Source organism: Rothia sp. CCM 9416 (assembly GCF_048513535.1).
GTDB lineage: Bacteria > Actinomycetota > Actinomycetes > Actinomycetales > Micrococcaceae > Rothia.
In genome coordinates, this window is sequence record NZ_JBLXXR010000029.1 from 1 (window position 1) to 21499 (window position 21499).

The window sequence follows — 21499 nt, forward strand, 5'->3', positions numbered from 1 at the left end:
AAGCCCTCCAAAAATACGCTGATAGTTGGCTTGAGCAAGAAGGGGTAGAAGCTTTATTAAAATCTGCAAAATATTTATCTAATTTTTATCCTAAAGATTACACGGTGAGAACTTTCGCTGGAATGGTTAACGCTGCTTTTGGAACGGCTTCTTCACTAACCTCAGGTTTATTTTTAGAACTTGCCAAGGACACTAGGTTGGTTGATGAAGCAGGGCAATCGCTTTCACGAGGTGAAGGGAAATTATCTGTGAATGAATTCATAAGGTATATTTCACCTGCCCAAGCTACAAATCGAGTGGTAGTAAATTCTTGTGAGATATCAGGTACAAAACTTCAAAAAGGTGACACTGTTGTAACTTTAATTGCATCCGCAAACAGGGATGAGAATATTTTTGAGAGACCAAACCAAATAATTCCAGGAAGAAAAAATAATAGACATTTGGCATTTGCTGCTGGACCACATTTATGTTTGGGAAGGCGACTTGCAGAAGCATGGGGTCAAGAAGTCATAAAGCGCTTGGTAAATAATATGGATAAGTTTTCAGTGGATATAGATTCCATTCTCTACGCGGATAGCGCTACAGCAAGGAGTTTATCAAAGCTCCCTGTAGAACGTATAGTGTAATCTTGAGAGAGGTATCAATGAAAAAAAATAATGAATATGTACTTAAAGATTTTTGTCAGGTTGCAAACTGGTATTTTACAGATAAAATGAATTTAGTAAATGTAGCAGATAAACCTGACAAAAAGCTTCTACCGAATGGTGAAGCAGAAGAGAAGAAAATAGAAGAACAGAAAGGTTGATCATGACTTACGATCACATCATGTAAACAAAAGGAGGGCATGGCATTTATTTATGCCATGCCCCACTTTATTAAAATTTTCTATTCAATAGAGGAGAAAAATGCTTAGTGTTAATACTCATAATGATTGGGATCCATTAAAAGAAATCATTGTTGGATCTGCAGAAAATTATACTTCTCATGACAGAGAGCTATCTTTTGATGTATTCTTCCATGAAAATCTTTTCCGGTCGGATTGGGCCTATCCACGTCTAAAGAGTGCAACAGAATTTGATACGTCGTCAAGGTCATGGAAGATTAAAGAGAAATATGTTCAAGAACTCTCAGAAGACGTTGAAAATCTTGCAGGCTTGCTTCAAAGCTTAGGTGTTGTTGTGCATCGCCCTATGACTCTTCCTCCTGACTCTAATTTTATTTCTGGATTTGGTTGGCAAGCTCCTCCTGTTCCTGCATTAAATATTAGAGATAATACGCTTATCGTTGGAAATAGAATTATTGAGACTCCGCCAGCTATTCGGTCACGGTATCTTGAAACTAGACTCCTATCACCTATATTTAATGAATATTTTAAAAGAGGCGCTGAATGGGCTACTATGCCTCGGCCTATACTTACTGATAGGTCTTTTGATTTATCTTATGCTCGAGATACTGAATCAACTTTAGGAGGTCCTAGCGAACCTATCGAAAATCCTAAAGAGTCTCCTTTTGATTTAGGATATGAGATGATTTTGGATGGTGCTCAGTGTCTGAGGCTAGGAAAAGATATAATAATCAATGTAGCCAATGAAAATCATAGACTAGCAGTTGAGTGGCTAAAGAGATACCTAGAACCCGAATACACTATTCATACTGTATACAGAATGAGTGATAATCATATCGATTCAATGCTTCTTGCGCTCTGCCCTGGTGTATTTCTAGCGCGACACCCAGATATTAAAAAAATGATGCCGAAAAAATTTCAATCTTGGAAATATATTGTTCCACCTGAACCTGATAGGAATAGTTTTCCGCAGTATAATGATGATGATTTAGTGCTTACGAGTCCCTATATTGACTTAAACGTATTATCTATATCTCCAGAGAGAGTGCTAGTTAATGAATCATGCATAGGTCTTATTAGAGAACTTGAAAAGAATGGATTTGAAACAATTCCTGTGAAACATCGACACCGACGACTATTCGGGGGCGGTTTCCACTGCTTTACTTTGGATACTGTACGAGAAGGAACAATCGAGGACTATTCATGAGGCTTTTAATTGCGAATGATCTAGATGATTCTCTGCTTTATAAATATGATGTACGTGCATGGGCACATCGAATTATCTGGTTTGCACAGAACAACGATACCATCATTATGATGGATGAGCCTGACTACGATTATGTAGAGTACGTAACTAGAATAACTGGCGTTGAACTAAATACTCTAAAGTTTTTAGTTCTTGAAGGTCCAGGAAGATTTAACCGGAAGATGTTTGACCATCATTTGCTCCTTGACACTTCATTTATAGAGAAGATGAAGCATGTTATCTCAGATATTAATATTACTGAGGTTCATGCTCTCTGGAATTCTCCAATGATAAGTATTTTTCTTGAAAAAATTAACTTAGAAAAATTATGGAAAGGGAATTCGCTGTATAAACAGAATGGATCAGAATTTCTTAATAATATGGGAAATTTCAGGGCTATTTCTGGAGGTTCGAAGGCGCCGATCGCCGAAGGTGCCGTTTGCAAAACTATAGAAGATGCAAAAATTTTTTCTAAATATTACTTAGAAAAATATGATGCTCTAATGATTAAAAAGGCTCACGCTGGAGCCGGTGCCGGCAATATCCTTTTATCGAAGAAGAGTGCGATAGATGGAAGCCACTCTGGGAATAAACAAAGAGTTTATCTAACTGATAATTATGAAGAGGAACTATTTAAATTCTGGGATGACAAATGGGAATGGGTCTCACATAATGGGAGATATTCAGTTGTCGTTGAAGAATATATAGAAAATGCAAAATCATTATATATCGAGTATTTTTTAGATGACTTTAAGTGCGCCTTTGGTGAGGTAGGTGAGCTACATTTCAAAGATGGAAGGTTACATCATGAAGTAGTTCCAGCAAGAAATCTAAATAAAAAAATAGAAAGTGATATTTTGCGTTCTTCTGAAGAACTCGCAGAACGGTATAGGATTCTGGGGTGTAGAGGATACTTAAGCGTCGATTCTGTTATAGACAGTAACGATAGATTCATATTTACAGAGATTAATGCACAATTCACAGGATCTTCTCATTTATATGGTGTTATATCCAAAAATATAGCAAGGGCAAAAGAAAGAGGACTCCTGGTAACTCAGCTATCTACACCCGAAAACGTATATATTAAGGACTTTAACCATTTTATTTATGCAATTAAACGCAGCAATCTTCTCTATTCAGAAGAATCTAAAAAATATGTTTTACCTGTAACTCCATGTATCGGAAAATCAGGAACCATGATTGTAGCGGTTGTACATTCACTAGAGGAAGACCCTGAAAAGGTACTGATGGGTATAAATTACTAGATGTCAGAATTTGAATTTAACAATGAAATAGTCTATTCTAGCCAAAAAGCTATAAATGACTTATATAAAATTGCAGAAAACTATATTTATTTACAGTCAGGTGCTGATGAAAGAATTATACCTTTCGAAAAATACATATCCAGAAAAATAGAGATATTAATTGCAAGTTTTTTGAAGTCATATCCCCACGAGAATAGAAATACCCAAGATTTATTTTCTCGAATCGATAAAATTTATAGAAACTCGTTAAATTTTTATGAAGAGCTGCTTAGAAATTGTATCAAAGCCTCTAATACCTATAAATTGGGTGAGGTTCAAGGGTTTTACCCTGCGTATGGGGATACGCACAATGGCGGAAAAACTGTAAGCTTAGTGAATTTTAAGGGTGGATCCTATTTCTATAAGCCTAGGAACCTTTCGATTGATATTGCTTATTCTGAGTCAGCCGCAGCATTGTTTGGATACTCTACTGAACAAAATATATTAAAAATATCTGATTCTCACGGGCTCGTCAAAAGGGTTCCTCAATTTATAGATTTTAGCAGCAAGAAAAGTCTGAGTAGATTTTATTTTGAGTATGGCCGTGTATTTTCTTTTCTGTATTTGTTGTGTGCTTCAGATATGCATTCAGCAAATATCATAAATTCTCAGATAAGCCCAATAGTGATTGATTGTGAAACTTTATTGGACCCTCTGTCTAAAAATTGTAAAGATAATCTTAAAGAAATGATTTTAAACATAGGGGTAATTCCTGGTTCAATAGTTGAAAGATCTAATCAGGGGGAATCTGTAGACTTTAGCGCACTGGCTTTTAGAGCTTCTCCTCAAAAATCTTTTCGTCCGAGATTATATCTAGAAGATGGAAAGTTAAAAGAAGAGTATTTAGATATAGCTCCATCTAAAAATATTCCTTATATTAATAAAAAATCTATTCCACCTAAGTTCTTCTCATCAAATTTTGTAGATGGTTGTAGTAGTGTCTTAAATAACGCCTTGCAAAATAAAAATCAGTGGGTAGAAACTATCGCTGATAATTTTTCAAACTGTGTATCTAGAATCGTTCTTCGAGACACTCATATATACTCGAGCTCACTAGTAAGTAGTTTGTCTTTGACTGGCTTAGAAAGTGAGAGTAATAGACTTTATCGTGAGCTCAGTAGACAAGGAAATTTTGATGAGCGAATAGTATTTTCAGAGATTCAACAGATTGAAAGTGGTGATATCCCATATTTCAATGCAGGTGTGGATTCTTTGGATCTTTTAGGAAAAGGAATACGCATAAATAATTATTTTAATAAAACCGGTATTGACGTCTGTGCGGAGAGGATTTATGAATTGAGTCAAAAAGATATAGAAGATATTTCTTCGATAATTATTGATTCCTTTAATAGGTAATTTGTATATCTAGTGAATATTTTTAAAAATAATTCAGGAAGTACTAATAACACTAAGCACATTCTATACGGTCATTTCCTTTTATTTTTTATCGGAAGAAACCTGAGTATCATTGGCAGTTCCATGACACCCATAGCATTAACTCTGGGGGTGCTCTCTGCAACGGGATCTATTACTGAGACTGGAATTTTCGCTGCTTCAGGAATTATTCCCACGCTTATATTGATGCTTTTCGGTGGAATAGCATCTAACAGATTTAGTAAAGGGACAATTTTATTCTTTTCTCATATAATTAATTCGCTTTTGCTTCTATATATGGGCATACTTTTGATGAATAATAACTATGACAGAATATCAATGATTATTTTAAATATTCTGTCTGGTGCAATCTCTGGATTTACTTCACCCGCTTTACGTAGCATAATCCCAGATATAGTTGATCCAAGCAATCTACAGAAGGCAAATGCTTTGCTATCATCAAGTAGAAGCTTAGTTCGACTTGGGTCCCCTCTGCTCGCTGGAATTCTATTTTCTTCAGTGGGAGGAGGGGTTACCATAATAATTGATGCTATAACTTCCGCGATATCTGCAATTATCTTTTTGAATATTCCATCTTCGAGTATGCTCGAAAAAAAAGAGTCTATTTTGAGTTATCTTCGAGCGGATTTTAAATATTTTTTTACAACTAAATGGCTTTTGATATCTAGTGTTAGCTTTTCAGTTATAAATGCATTAAATGTTGCCCCTTTTCAGATATTAGGTTCTTCTATTGTCGTTCCTGCTATTGGTGCTTTCAGCTGGGGAATTATCCTTACAGGAAGAACTTTCGGGATGTTTTTATTTTCAACAATTCTATATAAGATTGATTTTAAGTATCCCTTGATTTATGGGAGAATCTTGGGTGGGTTAACAGTTCTTCCGTTGTTCGGGTTCTCCTTTTCCCATAATTTATTTATTTTAACTTTCTTTGCATTTATGGGTGGCATTGGTTTCTCTGCAATTAATATTACATATGATTCAACTCTACAAAGGAAAATTCCCAAAGAAAATTTGTCAGGGGTTATGGCAATCGATGATATTCTAGCATTTTCTGCAATACCAGTGATGCAGCTTGGTATCGGACCGTTAGCAGATCTTCTGGGGAAGGAGATAGTATCTCTTTGGTGTGGTATAGGAATGCTGATAGCTATATTATCTCCTTTATTATTTTATAATATGTTAAAATTAGACAGAAAATCTATGGGCGGTTAAGAATATCTATTTAGATTATCTAGTGAATTCTAGCTAAGTATTTTTCTGACAAGTGCACAACCTTCACATCGACTCATAAGTTTATCTCTCCCCTGCCACTCTCTGTTGCGCATACCCAATACAAAACCGCTTTCATAAATCTTTTGTCGCAACCTTGGGACACGCCCCGAGTGACCAACTGATCCTTGATGAAACAGGCGCACTTAGCACAGATGTGGTCGTGTGTATGTAAGCATTAAAATCAAAGGTGCGTCGCGTGATGTGTTAGTAAGGTATTTTGCGACTGCATTCCATTGGTAAGGATATGGGGCATCCTGTGCCAGTGGATTTTACGGCTTATACTTATTTTGGGTATACCTTAAATGAACACATCTCATTGCGACACAAGCTGTCCAGGTAAAGTTCCCTACACACTGATGGGCAAAATTGCTTTGAGAGTCTAGACTTTAATTAAACAAAAGCCTTGAAGGAATACCCATGAATCAAGACAACAACAAAACCGGACGAGGCAAAACCATTGCCTACATTCGCATCAGCAGCATTGACCAAAACGAAGTACGCCAGATTAAAGCTATCGACCCAGTGGATAGAACCTTTATCGATAAAATCTCTGGAGCGTCCAGGAATCGCCCTCAGCTTCAAGCAATGCTGGAGTACATCAGAGACGACGACCTCATCCTCGTCAAAAGCCCCGATCGGTTGGCCCGTTCCACTACCGACCTCCTGCATATTGTCCAAGAAATCAGAGAAAAAGGTGCCCAACTACGATTCATCGACAACCCAAATCTAAACACAGACACCCCACAGGGGGCCTTTATGCTAACAGTTCTTGGAGCCGTGGCAGAACTCGAGCGAGCTACAATCCGTGAACGACAAGCTGAAGGCATTGCTCTGGCAAAAGAACGCGGGGTCTACTCTAAACAACGATCACCTAAGCTGCGCGCAACAGACATAAAAAGAGCTCACGACCTGGTGTCACAAGGGGTACCGAAGACCCGTATCGCCAAAGACCTTGGTGTTTCCCGTACTACCTTGCACCATGCCCTAACTGGAACTGGTCGATATAAACCCGTAGAACCGGAAATAAAATCAAAAGGGGAGAATCTATAGATCCCAGCTCCACGGTTGATCAAATAACCTTTTCAAATCCTCCATATCTTCTGAAGACTTCGCAATAATCTCGTCTTTGATCAAAGGAACAACACAGTTATTCCATACGGCACGATGGGCATAAGGGCCAGGGCAAAAGAGAATAGCAAGAAGACGGATTTGGAGTAGGAGCGTTTCTACTGTCATTTCAGGTTCAGCAGATGCTTTCTTAATGATTTTCTTAACAAGCGTTTCTACCGTCTGTTTCAATACTGCTTCTTGCAGACCTTCTTGGTAATCACGGCTAAGACGACTGGTGCTTTTCCTTGTACTCTGTTGCTGATATGGAGCGTTACCTTTTTCTTCGTCGCGTGTTGCTTCAACGGAATTCCATACTTTCTCAGCAATAGCTTCAGCTACATCATCGATGAGTTGATTTGATGTTTCCAGCAACTCTGCAAGGATAGAAGCCAAAGCAGCGAGGGCATCACACCAAAAATGATCTGCTACGCGTCGGTGCTTCCCGGGAAACTGGAGGAGCAGGTTCTCAGCCGCTTCGCCAATCTGATCAGCTACCCACTCCATCTGATCACAGGTAGTAGGGTGTTCGATAAGCCAGTTAACAATGTCAATAGTGCGGTTAGCCTCGAAGAATGCGTTTGCATCGTCTTTACGGGGGCTGGTGCGTGATTGTTTGAGGCTCTCCTTTTGTTTCCTGAGTACTTCTTTTGCTCTGCTGCGTTGCTTTTTAGTAAGTTGTGCATCTGCTTTTTCTACCGAGTTCCGTTGAGAGACCTCTTTAGATAATGCTTTAGCCCAACGAATGCGAGCTTTAGCCCCGTGGTTTCCATGACCGCAGGTACATACGCATCCACTACCTGTAGCATGCTGGCAGGAACTGCTTGAACATTTAACCATTGCTTGGTCTCCTCTCCCTCTGCTAGGAGTCGTTAGTCGATGAGAACAGTTTCGGCTATTTTTCTGCGATTTCCTTGAAAGAAGAGCCTTCAGTGTTTAACCCCGATCGTGAAGCAAGAAGAAGACTCACTTCGGATAGTTCTTCGTAGGTAGTGTTATGAACAATGGGGACGACACGGTCTGTACGCAGAAGGGCGGAAAGCTCTTGTTCTGCGATTCCTTCCGCATCGATACTTTTGTAGAAGGCAGGAGTGACGAGGATGATTCCTACACGTGAGTCTCTTAACCCTTTATCAATGGAGCGCGTGAGCGATGTTCCGAGTTTGATGTCTTTTTCGCTGAACCAGACACTTACTCCTTGTTCCTCTAAAGCATCATGGAGTTCTTTAGCTACTGTGGTTCGATCACCCCAAGCGTGGCATAAGAAGACGTCTCTTTTATCTGGGTACTTTTCAGCCTGCTTAGCGGCCTGTTCATGGACAGGCTTGAGAGTGGCGTATTCCTGGGACGAGAGAGTGGTAATTGTTCTGGTGCGGAAGGACCTTTGAGTGCTAGATGACGAAGTGCTGGCGGGGGTTGGGATGGTTCTTCTTGGCATGGAGCCGTAAGTGGGGTAGCGATTCGTAGTGTAGTAGTAAGTGTTTTTGCTGCAGGCGGGGCAGTTCGCGCGACCGCTAGCAGTTCGGTGTCCCTGTCGAGGGGCTGCACATTGTATCACGTCACAATTATATACGCATGTTTCGAAAATTTATTCGATAATTAGGCAGTTTCTCTGGTTTGTTCTAGGAATATTCGATTTTTCTACTTGCTATACCTGCCTAGCAGCCATATCTGCTAAGCAGTGTTCGACGCTGGCCTGGGCAGAATTTGGGTTTGTCTGGCAATGCTCAGAACGCCAGACAAACAACTCCAAATTCCCTCTTCACATAAGCTAGCCATTGAAAACATCTGGAGTCTGCTGACCCGGCTTGGCCACCCGAATCTCAAACTCCTTAGATTCCTCGACTGAAAGAGGCTCCACCAGGAATACCTTGCGGTTTTCATAAGCGATGTTTTCAATCCAAGCAATCACTCGGCAAACCTGATGCACGAATCCTCCAGCGGATGAGATGATAAGGCCGTTTTCGCGGACGAGCCGATCTCGAATATCATCCCCACATTTCCAGAAACCGGTAAAGAACCACCCCTTCTCATCTAGTCCTTCAAAACCTTTATCTGCAGCGATGCGGTTCCATCGAGCAATATTTTGCAGACGCGCATTTAACTCATGTGAACCTTGCCGCCTGACATGCTCAAGACTGATGGAGTCATTGAGATAGAGGCTTCCGCCCATTTTCGCTGGATTGATAGCTGGCCTTAGGATGAGCTCATCTGTGAACTCGAAATTATTGACGGGCCGCTGCGCGAGCTCTTGAGCGAAAGCTAGATTCATCTTCTTGCCAATGCGAGCTTGGGGGAAAGCATCACGCACCTTAACTGCATTGTCGCTGGATGTTACTGCGGTTCGTGCAAACTCTACCAAGGTGCCGATTCCGCGAGTTTCGGGGTTTATCATTTGGTGTCCTTCAATATAGGTTATTGATTACTAACTACTATACACGTCTGTTGATAAGTGTCTAATGAAAGTGATTCAAATCACAAAATGTCGAAGGTTGAATCTAGAGCACCTAAAGAAGCTACCCCCCAGCCATCAAAGGACTCATGACCCTAGAACACGAAGAAGACTAAGCACCCAAAAAACACCACCCAAGAACAAAGAACAAGCACAACCAAGCAAGCCACACACAGACCACAAAACCACCAAGGAAACCATGATGAAAGAACCAGAACACTACCCAAGAACACACACCACCACTAAACTAGAAAACAGAGAAAAACAACAGGCACGTATGCCAAACATAGTTTGGGATGCCGCCCTGTGACAAAAACGCACACCAACCACGGGCGAAAGGAGGTCAGAAAATGAAAGGCGGAATGGTCTTCTTCAAAGGCACCGGCGGACAAGCTGCACGGCGCTACCTCGAACAAGATACCCAGCTAGCAGCCAGCGGTTACTACACCGAAAACAACCAGCTCCTAGCCACCCGCACCGCCTACAGCTCCGATGGGACTATCGAGGATATTCAGCTTCTGACCCCCGAAGAATACCAAGGGTGGGTTGAGTGGATTGACCCGCGCACCGGCGAGAAACGAGGCACCCTCAAAGAGCGCGTTCACCCGGTCACCGGCAAAACTGAGCAGTCCGTCATGTTCGTGGATAAGACCATCAATGCCCCTAAATCTCTCTCCGTCCTAGCGGCCATTGACCCGCAGTTCACCACCGTCCTAGAGCGCACCATGGGCCGAGCTGCCGAAGCGATCGGACGCTACCAAGTACAGAACCTGCACACCCGCATCATGAGCCAGGGTGTGCGCTCATGGGTGCCTGTTGAACGCCTAGAATCAGCGACCGTAGTGCATAAGACCTCCCGCGAGGGTGACCCCTTTTGGCACTTGCACTTCCAGACCCTGAACCGGGTCTATGCCGGCGGACGCTGGCGGGCACTGGATACCGCCGAGCTGGTCAAGCACAACGCCACCCTCAACGCCCTGGGCACCGCCATGATCAACGGGGATATGGAGCTTCGGGCCTACCTGATGGAAGCCGGATACACCCTAAACCCACGGACCGGGGAAATCGAAGAACTAGCCGGGTTCGTGGAGGACTTCAGTAAACGCAACGCGCAGATTAACACCCGCAAAAAAGAACTCATTGCCCTGTGGGAAGCAGAGCACCCCGGCCAGTCTATTGGCGTGGACTTGATGAACCGTATTGACCATCAGGCCTGGGCTGATACGAGAGTCGATAAGACCAGTGAGAACAGCGCTAATCCCGAGAAATGGGCTACCGAGCTAGCTGATTTAGGGTTTGTTGCCCCTACCCCCTCTGGTCGTTCCACGCGCTTTAATTCCTTGCGGAACGCCGATAGCCTGGCCCCCGGTTTTTACCACGACGCTGCCACCCAGGTTCTAGCGGTGCTTTCAGAGCAAAAATCAGGGTGGTCAGTAGCTGATATCAAAGCCCAGGCGCTGACTTATTGCGCCGAAAACAACGTCATTGCCCCCGCTGTAGGCCTTGAAGACATTACCAGGCGCATTGTGGACGTTACCCTCAGCCGGTGTGTGCTCATTAACCCGGATATTGACCCCTACCGGGCACCAACGCACCTGCCCTTACTGACCTCACAGCAGGTTGTAGCCACCGAGTCCACGCTCTTTGACTACACCAGCGCCCTGGTCGCCCGTGAAATCTCGTATGAGCTCTCCTATAGCCCCCTAGCGAAGCCCTTGAAACTGGGGGCGCACCAGAGCGTTGATGAGCGCGTTCTTACCAGGCTCTTTAGCTCACGGGTGCTCACCGATGTTCAGGGCAAGCGCCTGAGCATTCCCACTGACCCGGCGCACCGTCAGGCTCTATCTGCGATGGCTGGAACCCACCAGCTGGTGGTGGTGACGGGGCCTGCCGGGGCGGGTAAAACCACGCTACTCAAAGCCTCAAAAGCCGTTGTTGAAGCCCGTGGGGCACGGCAGTTCATTGTCGCGCCTTCCGCTAAGGCCGCCGAGGTTGCCCAAGCAGAAACCGGGGCGCAAACCAACACCGCCCACGGTCTGCTCAAGGCCTTCGGATACGGTTTTTCTACTGACGAGCAGGGGGTAACGACCTGGGGCGAACCAGATAAGGGGCATCGAGTCCCGCGAGCATGGGCTTTGCGTCCGGGCGATCAGCTGGTGGTTGATGAAGCGGGCATGCTGAGCCAGGATGTGGCTGTGCGCCTGCAAGAAATCGCCCTGAAAACCGGTGCCCAGCTGGTAGTGACCGGCGATTATGCCCAGCTATCGGCTGTTGGACGCGGCGGGGTACTGCAACAGTGCGCCCAGATGAGCCCTGTGACCACTGACCTTGAGAGCGTCTGGCGCTTTAGAACAGCTACCGGTGAGGTAGATGAAGCCTACGCCCAGCTGTCCTTGAAAATGCGCTCCCGCCATAACGCTAGGGCTATCTTTGATGAGCTGGTAGCCCGTGGTGCGGTTGTTCTGCACGCTGATGAAGCCAGTGCCCAGCACGCTTTATCTCAGCAGTGGCTGACCAACCAGCAAGCCGGGCACAGCACTGTAGTTTCAGCAAGCACTAATGAGCTGGTGGCTGGTGTAAACGCTGAGGTTGCGCTCTTGCGTGGGGTTAGTGGGGATACTGCCTATGCCCGGGATATTGAGGCTGGCCGGTTCGTGCAGTCGATGGAGAGCCAGGCTATTACGGTTGGCGATATTGTCCGCACCCGTGAGAATAACCGGGAGCTGGGTGTGCTTAACGGTAAGAGCTATGTGGTGCGGGGTGTCACTGAGGGCTTTGTGCGGGTGCAGTCCACTGGTAAGGACGGGGTGGTGCATACTTTGCCGGTGGAGTATGTGGCTTCATCGGTGCAGTTGGGGTATGCAACGACGGTGCATAGTTCTCAGGGTATGACCGTTGATAGTGCTCATTTGTTGGTGACCGGCCATACGGATGCTGCTGGTGTGTATGTGGGTTTGACTCGTGGGCGTTTTGAGAATGTGGTGCATTGTGTGGCTGTGGATTTGGATGAGGCGCGTGAGCAGTTTGTGGAGGCGATGAGACGTGAGCGGACTGATGCTGGTTTGGGTGCTGTGGCTGAGGGGCTACGACAGATGCTGGTTGGCACTGACTTAGAAACCAAGAGGCCTGAAGAGTATCCGGTGGTAGGCCATGTGGCAGATATGCGTGCTGGTGATGGTCTGGTAGCTGGGGGACGAAAGTATTTGGTGGCCGGTACTGATGGGCAGGGCACTATCTATGCTGTGGGGAAGAACCGGGGCGGTAAATATGCCGTGCAGATTCTTCAGAAGCCTGCTGGTGAGGCTGTAGACATGGTTCCTGGTAGCGCGGTGCCGCTTCCTCCTGGCCTTAGTACAGATATACAGAAGTACAGAAAGCAATATGTGCAGGCTCGTCAGGCCCTACGCTTTGTTCAGCAGACCCAGGACTGGGTTAAAGCTGTGCGCTATCGGCCCCAAGATCTTCTAGAACTTACCCAGGCGCATCAGCACCTTGATACAGCGCGTCAGACAATGGAGCAGGCTCAGCAAGTTGCAGAAACAGCACGCGAAGAATACTCTCACGCCCGCCGTGACTTCGAACGTCAAAGAGGGCGAGCAGAATACGAGCTAAAACAGGTTCAACAGCGCAGGGACAGCCTGGGATTCTTCCAGAAGATGGTTAGCTCCAATATTCCGTTACGTCAGGCTGAACGCGCCCTTGATGAAATCACGGCACAGGAGCCTTCAACGGCACAAGTGCAGCAGGCTAATGCACAGTTAGCTCAGGCTCAAGAAGGCTATGAGCAGGCTCAGCAGCGTTTGGTGCAGGCTCAAGAGGCGCTAGGGCAAGCTCCTTTACTGGCTGGGGTGAGTTCTGCTGCGATTGATCAGCAGGGGGTTATCCATGAGCCTGATTATCAGCGGATAAACGCTCAGGCTAAGAAGCAGCAACAGGAGGCTGTGCAGGTGTTGGGGCGTCTTACTGACCGGAGGCTTCCTGCTCAAATGTGGTCAAAGGATGCTCAGGATCGGTTAGCTCATTCTGCTCGTGTGGCGAAGGCTGTGTCTGCTCGGAGGGCAGAGGTGAATCATGTTTCTTCACCGCGTGGGCGGGATTATGACCGTGGTCGGGGGCCGGGGCTGGAACGCTAGATTCAGGGGATTGGCCTGGTGTGGGGTGTTTGTCTTTCCCGGTAGCAGCCCATTGTCTCTCTTGGTGTGCTGGTGCTGTCAAGGGCGGGCTGCGCCCGTCGCTGGGGCGATTCGCGTGCCGCTCACCCTTGACAGCACCGGTACACAAAGAGGGGGGCGCTGCCTATCACTGGGAAAGCCGCACTCCTGAAATACGCCGAAGATAACGGCCTAATGACAATCGCAACCAAAAATCTACCGCAGTTGCATCTTTACCCCCGTTAGGGCTTTTGCTTCCAGCACTCAATAACTTGCGATTCATTCGCCAGCCAACTACCTAGCTGAGGGTCAATAGCTGCTACTAACCGCACCGTAGCTCTATGAATCTCAGGTACTCCCATATTCAATAGACTTTCATGATGGGCTACTCGATTCCGTGCTACATGCATCTGTGTTAATCGATAAGAAATCACATACGGGTTCGGCTCATAGGGGAAAGCTAAAGACAAAGCCTGGTTCCAGAGGTCTAATTGTGAGTTTTTAGTACGTACCTGGTCACGGTTAAGAGGATTACTCGTGTTCAAACGCCCATCAGGTAGCAAATGTTTCCAGGTGCCTAAAGTGATATGAGCGAGGACATCATCATGTGTAATTGCAGCGCCGTGCCTGGGATGGGAGAGAACTCTAGCGTTGAGGTCTTGTTGGGCTCTGAAGAAGGCGGTGTCGTATTCGGAAATTAGCCTATTACCGCGTTTTGAGAAGATGAGGTTTGCGAGTTTCTGAGAGGGGTGTTTAAGCCATTCTTCGGACCCTCCACTTGGGCGGCGGCGGGGATCGCGGCGGTGTAGTGGGGCACCTGTTTGATTATGGGTAGCGCCGGGGTGCTGGGGCTGTTTGAGGTTCCAGGCGCGTAGTTGTTGGTCGATGGCTTCGCGGATGAAAATTTCTGCGTGGCCGATAGCTTTATTCATCTCTTGGGACAGTTGGCTGTTCCAGAGATAGAGTTCTCGCTGTTGTGCAGTAGTAGGACGGGCGCTTTTGTAGGGTGCGAAGCGTTCGGCTGCCATGTAGTTTTCAAAGCTGAACATCAATGGGGGTGCTCCGTCTCTGTGTGCGCTGAGAGTGATGTTACAGGAATCTAGTTTAGGTTCTGGTAGGCTAAGAGACAGAAACCGAGCCACCAGCTTTCATGCTGGTATCTAAGAGACTCCGGTGTATTTATCGAGAAATGCTCCCTTGCACGCCTCTTCTAGGTGTGTGAGGGCTTTCTTTTACCTTGATTCGATACTGCCAGATAGGCAGTAGGCTCCCGCTGCGGGATGAACCCGCAGCGGGAGCAAAAACGTCTCCAGAAGAGTTTTGCACTAGGTGGTAGCGCTACCGAAGCCCAAGAATCACCTATTGCGAGCATGTCATAGAGCACTGACCGAAAAGAAGATGCGGGTTATAGGCAGAAAAGTGTGTCCCCAACACCCCCACAACCCAACAACCACAAAACAACCAACCCCACAAATTAGCCCCACAAGCTAACCTAAACCAAGTGAGCCCAAAAACCCCACCTGCCTGATATGCAACCAACAAACCAAACGCAACGGCACCACCAACGCAGGAACCACACGCTACCGCTACACCCACTGCGGCGCCAGCAGAACCATCAAACGCCCCACCAGCACACGCAAACACCAGCTAACAGCCTTCATCACCTGGCTCACCAGCAAAAACACCCAGCAACACACCACCCTAGGAGCTGGAAGAACCTTCCGCGCCAATACCGCCTGGTGCTGGAACATCACCCCACCGCTCAAACAAACAGGCCAAATCCACCACGAAATCCAACTCGACGGCATCTACATCAGCAACATGGTCTGCATCATCGCCTACAACCAAACCGTTGGTGTCATCGACTACCAATGGGCTAAAAATGAGAACACCGCAGTCTACACCGCCCTACTCTCACGCATACCAGCCCCAGATGTAGCCATCGTAGATGGCGGTGCTGGCTTTGCCAGCGCCGCCAAAACATGCTGGCCAGAAACACGAATCCAACGCTGCCTAGTGCACATTTACAGAAACACCAGAACCCTGCTCACTAGCGCCCCACGCACTGAGGCCGGCAAATCCTTACTGAAGATTTCTAGGGCTCTTCTACGAGTAACTAGCTTGGATGAGGCAGCGATCTGGTCAGCTTCTTTAGCGTCCTGGCACGGGCAGTATCAAAGCTTTATCAAGGAAAGAACCTGGTTAGCTGATGGCTCCTGGCAGTACACACACCCGCGTGTGCGTACTGCCTACAGGAGGCTTGAGCGTTTGATGAAACAGGGTCTTGTGTTTACTTTTCTGGATCCGGATTTGCTCAGGGAAGGTCCTATTTCTCGTACCACGAATCAATTAGAAGGTTATAACGCGAAAATTCGGGCGATGTTGCGCGAGCACCGTGGAATGCCGGTGGAGCATCAGTGGCGGGCGGTGGGTTGGCTCTTGTGGGTGGATGCTGCTTGGGGTGCCAGTGTTGATGAGGTAATTAGGTTGGAGCCGGTGCCGGTGGTTGCTCTTGGTGGTCGGAGGAAGGAGGCTGTTGTGGGGCGTTCTTTGGATGAGTTGCGGGGTGTGTTTGTTGTGAGTGAGGGTGTGGCGGTGCGGCGTGGTTGGGGTGGTCGTGGTGGGTGACGCGCCCGGGGTGGGACGCACTTTTCTGCCTATAACCCGAAGATGCAGTAAAGTAGTGGCCAAGAGATTTGTTAAATAACGAAAGCCCCTCTTGCAGGAGGGGCTTTCTGTAAGAATAGTCGATGACCATCTTCCGCCAAGATGCATGGTCATCAGAGAGGAAACCAAAATGGGTGCGAACCAAAGAAGGATTCTCTGTGTATAGCTTACCAGCACCACGCAGGGGTAGCGCAAGGGCACGGGCCAACGCCACACTCTTTGAACTCATCAAAGCCCGCCCCACAGGCACCTACTCACCAGAAAACGCCTTGCCATGGCTGAAATACGTGAGAGAGAAATATTTTTCTACGCTCTCAGCGACCACCACCAAAACAGCCCAAAAAATCGTTTACTACATCGCCTACCGCTACAGACTCGGTGAATACACAGCCCAATTCACCTACGTAGAGATCGCCTCTCACATCGGCAAATGCCCCAAAACCATCCAACGCTACATCCACCAGCTCATCACAAAGGGCCTGATCGCTGTGGTGCGCCCTGGCAAGTCCGCAGCTCACTCCCAGACCCAGGCTAACGAAGCGCCTATCTACACCTTGCTTCTACCTGCTGTTAAAAATGTCCACCCCTTAAAAACTTTTAAGAAATCTGTTAAGTCCTTAAAGGACAGCAGGAAAAATTTTCCTCTGACAGCGGTAGTTGAGTCTGCTGCTGACCGTTGGGCAGCGACTGAACGGCTCAAAGAAGAGGTGTTGGATCTGCGGAAGGTACCTACTGTGCTGCTCGTGAAGCACCTGAGTAAGATTTTTGCCGCTGGGTGGTGTGTACAAGATATCGTTCGAGCTTTAGAACAGGATTCTGAGGGCGTTCTTTACCAAACCCGTGGTGCCGGTGGTATGCGCTCTTGCCTGGCCTGGCTACATATTAGGATCAACGCCTGGAAGCACGATGATGGTTCTTTGCCCCCTTCTCCTACTCGTCTTCGGCGTAAGGAAGCTGAGGCTGAGCGTGAGCGTCTGATTCAGCAGCAGAAGCAGATTCTTGAGGAGATGAATAGGCCGAAGGTTGTGCCTGTGCAGGGTCTGAGCCAGGTGCGGTTGATGCGTGAGTATTTGAAGGTGAAGAGGTTTAAGGGGGCTGTGGAGGCTGCACGGTTGTACCCTGAGCAGGCTCAGCTAGTTGAGAGCTAGTAAAGGGTAGTTAGGCTATGTGCTCCCAGGCTCTAGGGGTGATAAAAGATCGCCCTTGAGATATAACGTGGTGCTAATAATGCGTTTGACAAGTACAAACGTAAAACATATAAACATAAATCTGTATAGCTGTACTTACAGTAAGCTGTAAAAACAGTTATACTGATATGCATGACCTACTACATTGGCATACTCAACAGCAAAGGCGGCGTGGGAAAAACAACCACAGCCCTACACCTAGCCCAAGCCCTAGCCCCCCAACACTCAGTAGAACTTTGGGACGCTGACCCTCAAGGATCAGCAACAGACTGGGCCTACACCACCGAAGAAAACGGAAACCCGCTACCCTTTACCGTCACCTCAGTAAACCACCGCGAAATCACCCGCAAAACAAGCACCACGGACTTCGTCTTTATCGACACCCCACCAGGAAACAGCCAAGTCCTTGATGCAACAGCTAGCCGCAGCAACATGCTCATCATCCCTACCAAACCAGCAAGTTTGGATATGGCACGAGTTTGGGCCACCCTTGATTCCATCCCACCCACCCTGCCAGCTATCGTATTGCTCACCCACGCAAACCCCAGAACAATCAGCTACCACCAAGCCCTAGAAGCCCTGAGCGAGGCTAAGATCGCTGTCTTCGACACCCCTATCAAGGCACTAGAGGCTATTAAGAACAACGCTAATACCTACCCTAAAGACCTGGCAGGCTATGAGCAGGTCGCTGCTGAACTACTGAATCTAATTGGAGAGTAAAACATGAGTGAAAAGAAGAATCTAATGACCCGCGTGGCTGTGCCTGCTTCGGTGGCTAAGGCTGATTTTAAGAAGTCTTTTGCGGTAGGGGAGTCAGCGCCAAAGAAGCAGTTGACGATTAAGCTGGATGAGACACGGCATCGGAAGTTGAAGGTGCATGCAAGCCAGAATGGAACTACAATTACAGAGCTGATTAGTGGTTACATTGACACTCTATAAATATGTAAAGCCATTCATCTGTATATAGATAGATGGCTTTATTGTTGTTTTTAGGTCCTGGCGCGAGAGCTAGGTTTCTATCGGCACGCTGGCGCTCTCCCTGGTGCCCGGCCTATGCCTCAACGATTCTGAGAACAACCGCGATGCCGTGCTGGAGGCTATCACTAACAACTACGATAAGAACCTCTCCGCGCATGAAGAGGTAGAGCGTCAGCGCGCAGAGACCCGCGACGTGGCACCCCGCGTTAGCATCTACAACAACCTGGCTGAGAACTCTATGAAGCAGTCCTACGCAACCATGTTGCGCCAGGAAGTCGGGGACACTCTGGCAGAGAAGATGATTAACGCCGGGGCTTACGGGGCCCTGTGCTACGAGCTGGATGAAGTCTACCGTGCCGGTTTTGACCCCCGTGATGCTGTACGCCAGGCCTTCCCCACTCGCGGGTTCGAGGACGCCCACGATGCAGCAGCCGTCATGCAGTGGCGTGTGAAGCAAGTGCGCGAGCACAACGAGGCACTACTTGAAGAACGCATGGCCCGCCCGCTAGGTGGCTACTCTGATGGCACACTGGCTAAGATGATTGCTCGCGCTGAAGCCAACCTGCCGAAGAAGCCTGATAGCGCCAACCTTGAAGATGCCAACTGGGCTGACCGTCCCTACGCTCTGGTGAAGACCGAAGAGCTACTCGAAATACGTATGAAGACCTTTGCCCTGTTGCGCTCTCGTGAGGACGCCAAAGACCCCTACATCGACGATTTGCGTCAGAACGCTTATGCAATGGATAACGAATGGGTGCGTCGTGCACAGATGGGCCCGGAGCAAAAGGCCGTGGAACAGTTCGTCCGTGGTGAGAAGCACCGCGACCATCTCTTCACCATCGTCAAGGCGCTTAAGAGTGAGTAGCGTCTGCGTAGAACCGCACTCAAGACCGTAGAAGATGCCGGGTACAAGACCCCGGCCAAGGACGCGGTACGTGCGGGGGTCTCGAACCACACCGTTGATCCGTACTGGGCTACTAACCCGATGGTCAAGCCTGAGAACAAGGCCCTGCTAGCGTCTCACCGTCAGCAAATCGGGCAGCTTATCGAACTGCGCGGTAAGCAGCTAGCTGATGAACGCCCGGAGTGGGTCAAGTCTCTGGGCGAGGTGCCAACTTATCCCCGTGCGGCCAAGCGCTGGTACAGGATCGCCGGTGAGATTGAGGCCTACCGCAACCAGTACAAGGTGCCTGCCGGTGAGGTTGTGGCCATTCCGAAGAAGTACCAAGAATCGGAACGTGGCCAGTACCTGCAAGCCCAGATGGTAGCAATGCATAAGAGCTCCCGCCTGTCATCGACTCTGCTCTCTGCTGAAGAGTCCGCAAGGATTGCACAGCGGGCCGTTCATGTCCAAGAGACGCGCGAGAACCGGTCAGAGGTTGAGTACGTCCTTGATGTGCAGAACCGTGACGAGAAGGTTACTCATCTTAAGGAGCAGGTCAGCTCCTTTGATGAGCAGCTTGCGAATCTGTCCGTTCAGAGCGATGAGGTAGCCCGTAAGACCCGTGAGCTAAAGCAGCTGGTGGAAGAGCTTACGCCCTTGCAGCAGCAGTACCGTGTTGAGTTGCTCAAGGCTCAGTCTGATGTGTTCTTTGATGCGAAGAAGGCCTACCGCCCGGTCAAGGAGGCTAAGGCAGCACTGGAGGGTGCTAGCTTCTTCTCCCGTGCTAAGGCTGCGCGTCAGGTAGATGAGGCCACGGCCAAGTTTGCTGCATCCTGTGGTGGGTTCACTACCCTTGAAGAGGTTGAAGCGCAATGGGTGCCTGCCCAGGGTGTTGTGCGTGAGGCCAAGGAACGGTTTGGGCTGAACCAGGCGACCTTGGTTCAGGTTAAGGAGCAGCTGGAGCAGTTAGAGCAGCAGGGCCAGGAATTGAAGCGAAAGATAATGAAGGCTCGTAGCTCTCGCAAGGACGCTTAGGTGAAGCTAGGTAAGTTGCAGGAGACGGTGCAGGCGCGTCAGCATCGTAGCCCTCAGATTGCTGTGGCTCTTGATGCTCAGGCCAAGCGTGAAAGCGCCGCTGACCGTTTGAACCGCTAGCATGATAGGAACGGGAACGTTATCTGTTAAAGCGTTTGTCAAGGCATTAGTTATGAATGATGTCATTACCTTCATAAATGTGGGGCGTGGGCAGAGTTATCTTGCGGCCTGTAGCGAATTGATGATTGTTCATGCTATGGGAGGGCATGGCTGGGTGCGTGCTTCATACAGTCGCTTTTTTGTCTGCAGGTATGAGAAAGGCAAGTCCGAATTTTCGATCTCCAGTGCTAGAACTGTAGTTATTTATCCATAGGTATGGCGTGTCCAGCCAGAGATGTTCTGGAACACACGTTATTATGAGTCTAAAATTTAAAATATGATTAGGTGATTATATGGATAGTTATGAACCTCTATCTCCAGAGAACTTAGTTAACCCGTATCCGGCGTATGAGTGGTTAAGAAGTCTGCCAGGCTTGTACTGGCATGAAGGTATGCAGAGCTATGTTGCTTCGAGATACGTTGATTGCAAAAAAGTATTGAGTGATAACAGATATTTTGCAAAAGATCGACGTCGGATTGGTCAAGATATCCCTCCTGAGCGTATGAGTATCCAGACTGAAGACCCTCCAAATAGGTTAGGGCTACGGCAAGATTTTAGAAAGTCAATTCATTCCTTAGATTTATCATCTATATGTGAAGAATCTGGGGAAAGATTTGAATCCAGACTTCTAAGTCATACAGGAAAGTTTGACTTTGTTGAAGAAGTCTCGAGAATCTCAGCATTAGATATGACTTCCTCAATTTTTGGTCTTAGTGAAGAGCAAGTCAATGACTATTTCAAATTAAATTTAGATCTTACAAGAGGACTAGACGCTGGTCTAGACCCGGCCCGTCTTGAAAGAGGAATCCAGGCAGGAA

At 47.4% G+C, this 21499-nt stretch carries 19 protein-coding genes; 15 read left to right on the forward strand and 4 right to left on the reverse strand.

From position 1 onward, the window contains the following. The 7 genes from ACN080_RS09690 to ACN080_RS09720 all read left to right on the forward strand — a co-directional run. Nucleotides 1–626, forward strand: a 626-nt coding sequence (locus tag ACN080_RS09690; RefSeq protein WP_419113660.1) for a cytochrome P450, incomplete at its 5' end; no start/stop codon positions are given. A 17-nt stretch (nt 627–643) separates the two neighbouring features. Continuing rightward, nucleotides 644–805 (forward strand): hypothetical protein, encoded by a 162-nt coding sequence (locus tag ACN080_RS09695; RefSeq protein ID WP_419113661.1) that lies wholly within the window; start codon nt 644–646, stop codon nt 803–805. Between the two features lie 100 nt (nt 806–905). Next, nucleotides 906–2051, forward strand: coding sequence for a hypothetical protein (locus ACN080_RS09700; RefSeq protein WP_419113662.1), 1146 nt, complete (start codon nt 906–908; stop codon nt 2049–2051). Continuing rightward, nucleotides 2048–3355: a hypothetical protein gene (locus ACN080_RS09705; RefSeq protein WP_419113663.1), complete on the forward strand. Its 1308-nt coding sequence runs from the start codon at nt 2048–2050 to the stop codon at nt 3353–3355. The genes ACN080_RS09700 and ACN080_RS09705 overlap by 4 nt, the downstream gene beginning before the upstream one ends. After that, nucleotides 3356–4750 carry a DUF4135 domain-containing protein gene (locus ACN080_RS09710; RefSeq protein ID WP_419113664.1) on the forward strand — a complete coding sequence of 465 codons (1395 nt, stop codon included), beginning with the start codon at nt 3356–3358 and terminating at the stop codon, nt 4748–4750. A gap of 12 nt (nt 4751–4762) precedes the next feature. After that, the gene (locus ACN080_RS09715) at nt 4763–6001 is read left to right on the forward strand and encodes an MFS transporter (RefSeq protein ID WP_419113665.1); all 1239 of its coding nucleotides are present in this window, start codon (nt 4763–4765) and stop codon (nt 5999–6001) included. A gap of 477 nt (nt 6002–6478) precedes the next feature. Then, entirely contained in the window at nt 6479–7111 is a 633-nt protein-coding gene (locus ACN080_RS09720) for a recombinase family protein (RefSeq protein ID WP_419113666.1), read from the forward strand. On the opposite strand, the gene ACN080_RS09725 is transcribed toward ACN080_RS09720, so the two are convergent. From ACN080_RS09725 to ACN080_RS09735, 3 genes are all read right to left on the reverse strand, one after another. Next, complete coding sequence (locus ACN080_RS09725; protein WP_419113667.1) at nt 7106–8008, reverse strand: hypothetical protein; 903 nt, start codon at nt 8006–8008, stop codon at nt 7106–7108. The genes ACN080_RS09720 and ACN080_RS09725 overlap by 6 nt on opposite strands. Nucleotides 8009–8063: 55 nt before the next feature. After that, nucleotides 8064–8726, reverse strand: coding sequence for a toll/interleukin-1 receptor domain-containing protein (locus tag ACN080_RS09730; RefSeq protein WP_419113668.1), 663 nt, complete (start codon nt 8724–8726; stop codon nt 8064–8066). 213 nt (nt 8727–8939) lie between these two features. After that, entirely contained in the window at nt 8940–9563 is a 624-nt protein-coding gene (locus tag ACN080_RS09735) for a hypothetical protein (RefSeq protein WP_419113669.1), read from the reverse strand. Between the two features lie 407 nt (nt 9564–9970). Here ACN080_RS09735 and mobF point away from each other — a divergent pair, with 407 nt between their 5' ends. Continuing rightward, a complete protein-coding gene (mobF, locus tag ACN080_RS09740; protein ID WP_419113670.1) occupies nt 9971–13753 on the forward strand; it encodes a MobF family relaxase in 3783 nt (1260 codons plus the stop codon). 260 nt (nt 13754–14013) lie between these two features. On the opposite strand, the gene ACN080_RS09745 is transcribed toward mobF, so the two are convergent. Beyond that, the gene (locus tag ACN080_RS09745) at nt 14014–14820 is read right to left on the reverse strand and encodes a hypothetical protein (RefSeq protein ID WP_419113671.1); all 807 of its coding nucleotides are present in this window, start codon (nt 14818–14820) and stop codon (nt 14014–14016) included. Nucleotides 14821–15298: 478 nt separating this feature from the next. On the opposite strand from ACN080_RS09745, the gene ACN080_RS09750 reads away from it, so the two are divergent. The 7 genes from ACN080_RS09750 to ACN080_RS09780 all read left to right on the forward strand — a co-directional run. Then, nucleotides 15299–16399: an IS1249 family transposase gene (locus ACN080_RS09750; RefSeq protein WP_419113678.1), complete on the forward strand. Its 1101-nt coding sequence runs from the start codon at nt 15299–15301 to the stop codon at nt 16397–16399. Nucleotides 16400–16596: 197 nt separating this feature from the next. Next, nucleotides 16597–17586: a helix-turn-helix domain-containing protein gene (locus tag ACN080_RS09755; RefSeq protein ID WP_419113672.1), complete on the forward strand. Its 990-nt coding sequence runs from the start codon at nt 16597–16599 to the stop codon at nt 17584–17586. A 171-nt stretch (nt 17587–17757) separates the two neighbouring features. Continuing rightward, entirely contained in the window at nt 17758–18345 is a 588-nt protein-coding gene (locus tag ACN080_RS09760; protein ID WP_419113673.1) for a ParA family protein, read from the forward strand. Between the two features lie 3 nt (nt 18346–18348). Continuing rightward, complete coding sequence (locus ACN080_RS09765; protein WP_419113674.1) at nt 18349–18564, forward strand: hypothetical protein; 216 nt, start codon at nt 18349–18351, stop codon at nt 18562–18564. A 103-nt stretch (nt 18565–18667) separates the two neighbouring features. Beyond that, on the forward strand, nt 18668–19468 hold the full coding sequence (locus ACN080_RS09770) for a hypothetical protein (RefSeq protein ID WP_419113675.1): 801 nt from the start codon (nt 18668–18670) through the stop codon (nt 19466–19468). Between the two features lie 120 nt (nt 19469–19588). Next, the gene (locus ACN080_RS09775; RefSeq protein ID WP_419113676.1) at nt 19589–20521 is read left to right on the forward strand and encodes a hypothetical protein; all 933 of its coding nucleotides are present in this window, start codon (nt 19589–19591) and stop codon (nt 20519–20521) included. Between the two features lie 452 nt (nt 20522–20973). Next, nucleotides 20974–21499, forward strand: a 526-nt coding sequence (locus tag ACN080_RS09780) for a hypothetical protein (protein WP_419113677.1), incomplete at its 3' end; no start/stop codon positions are given.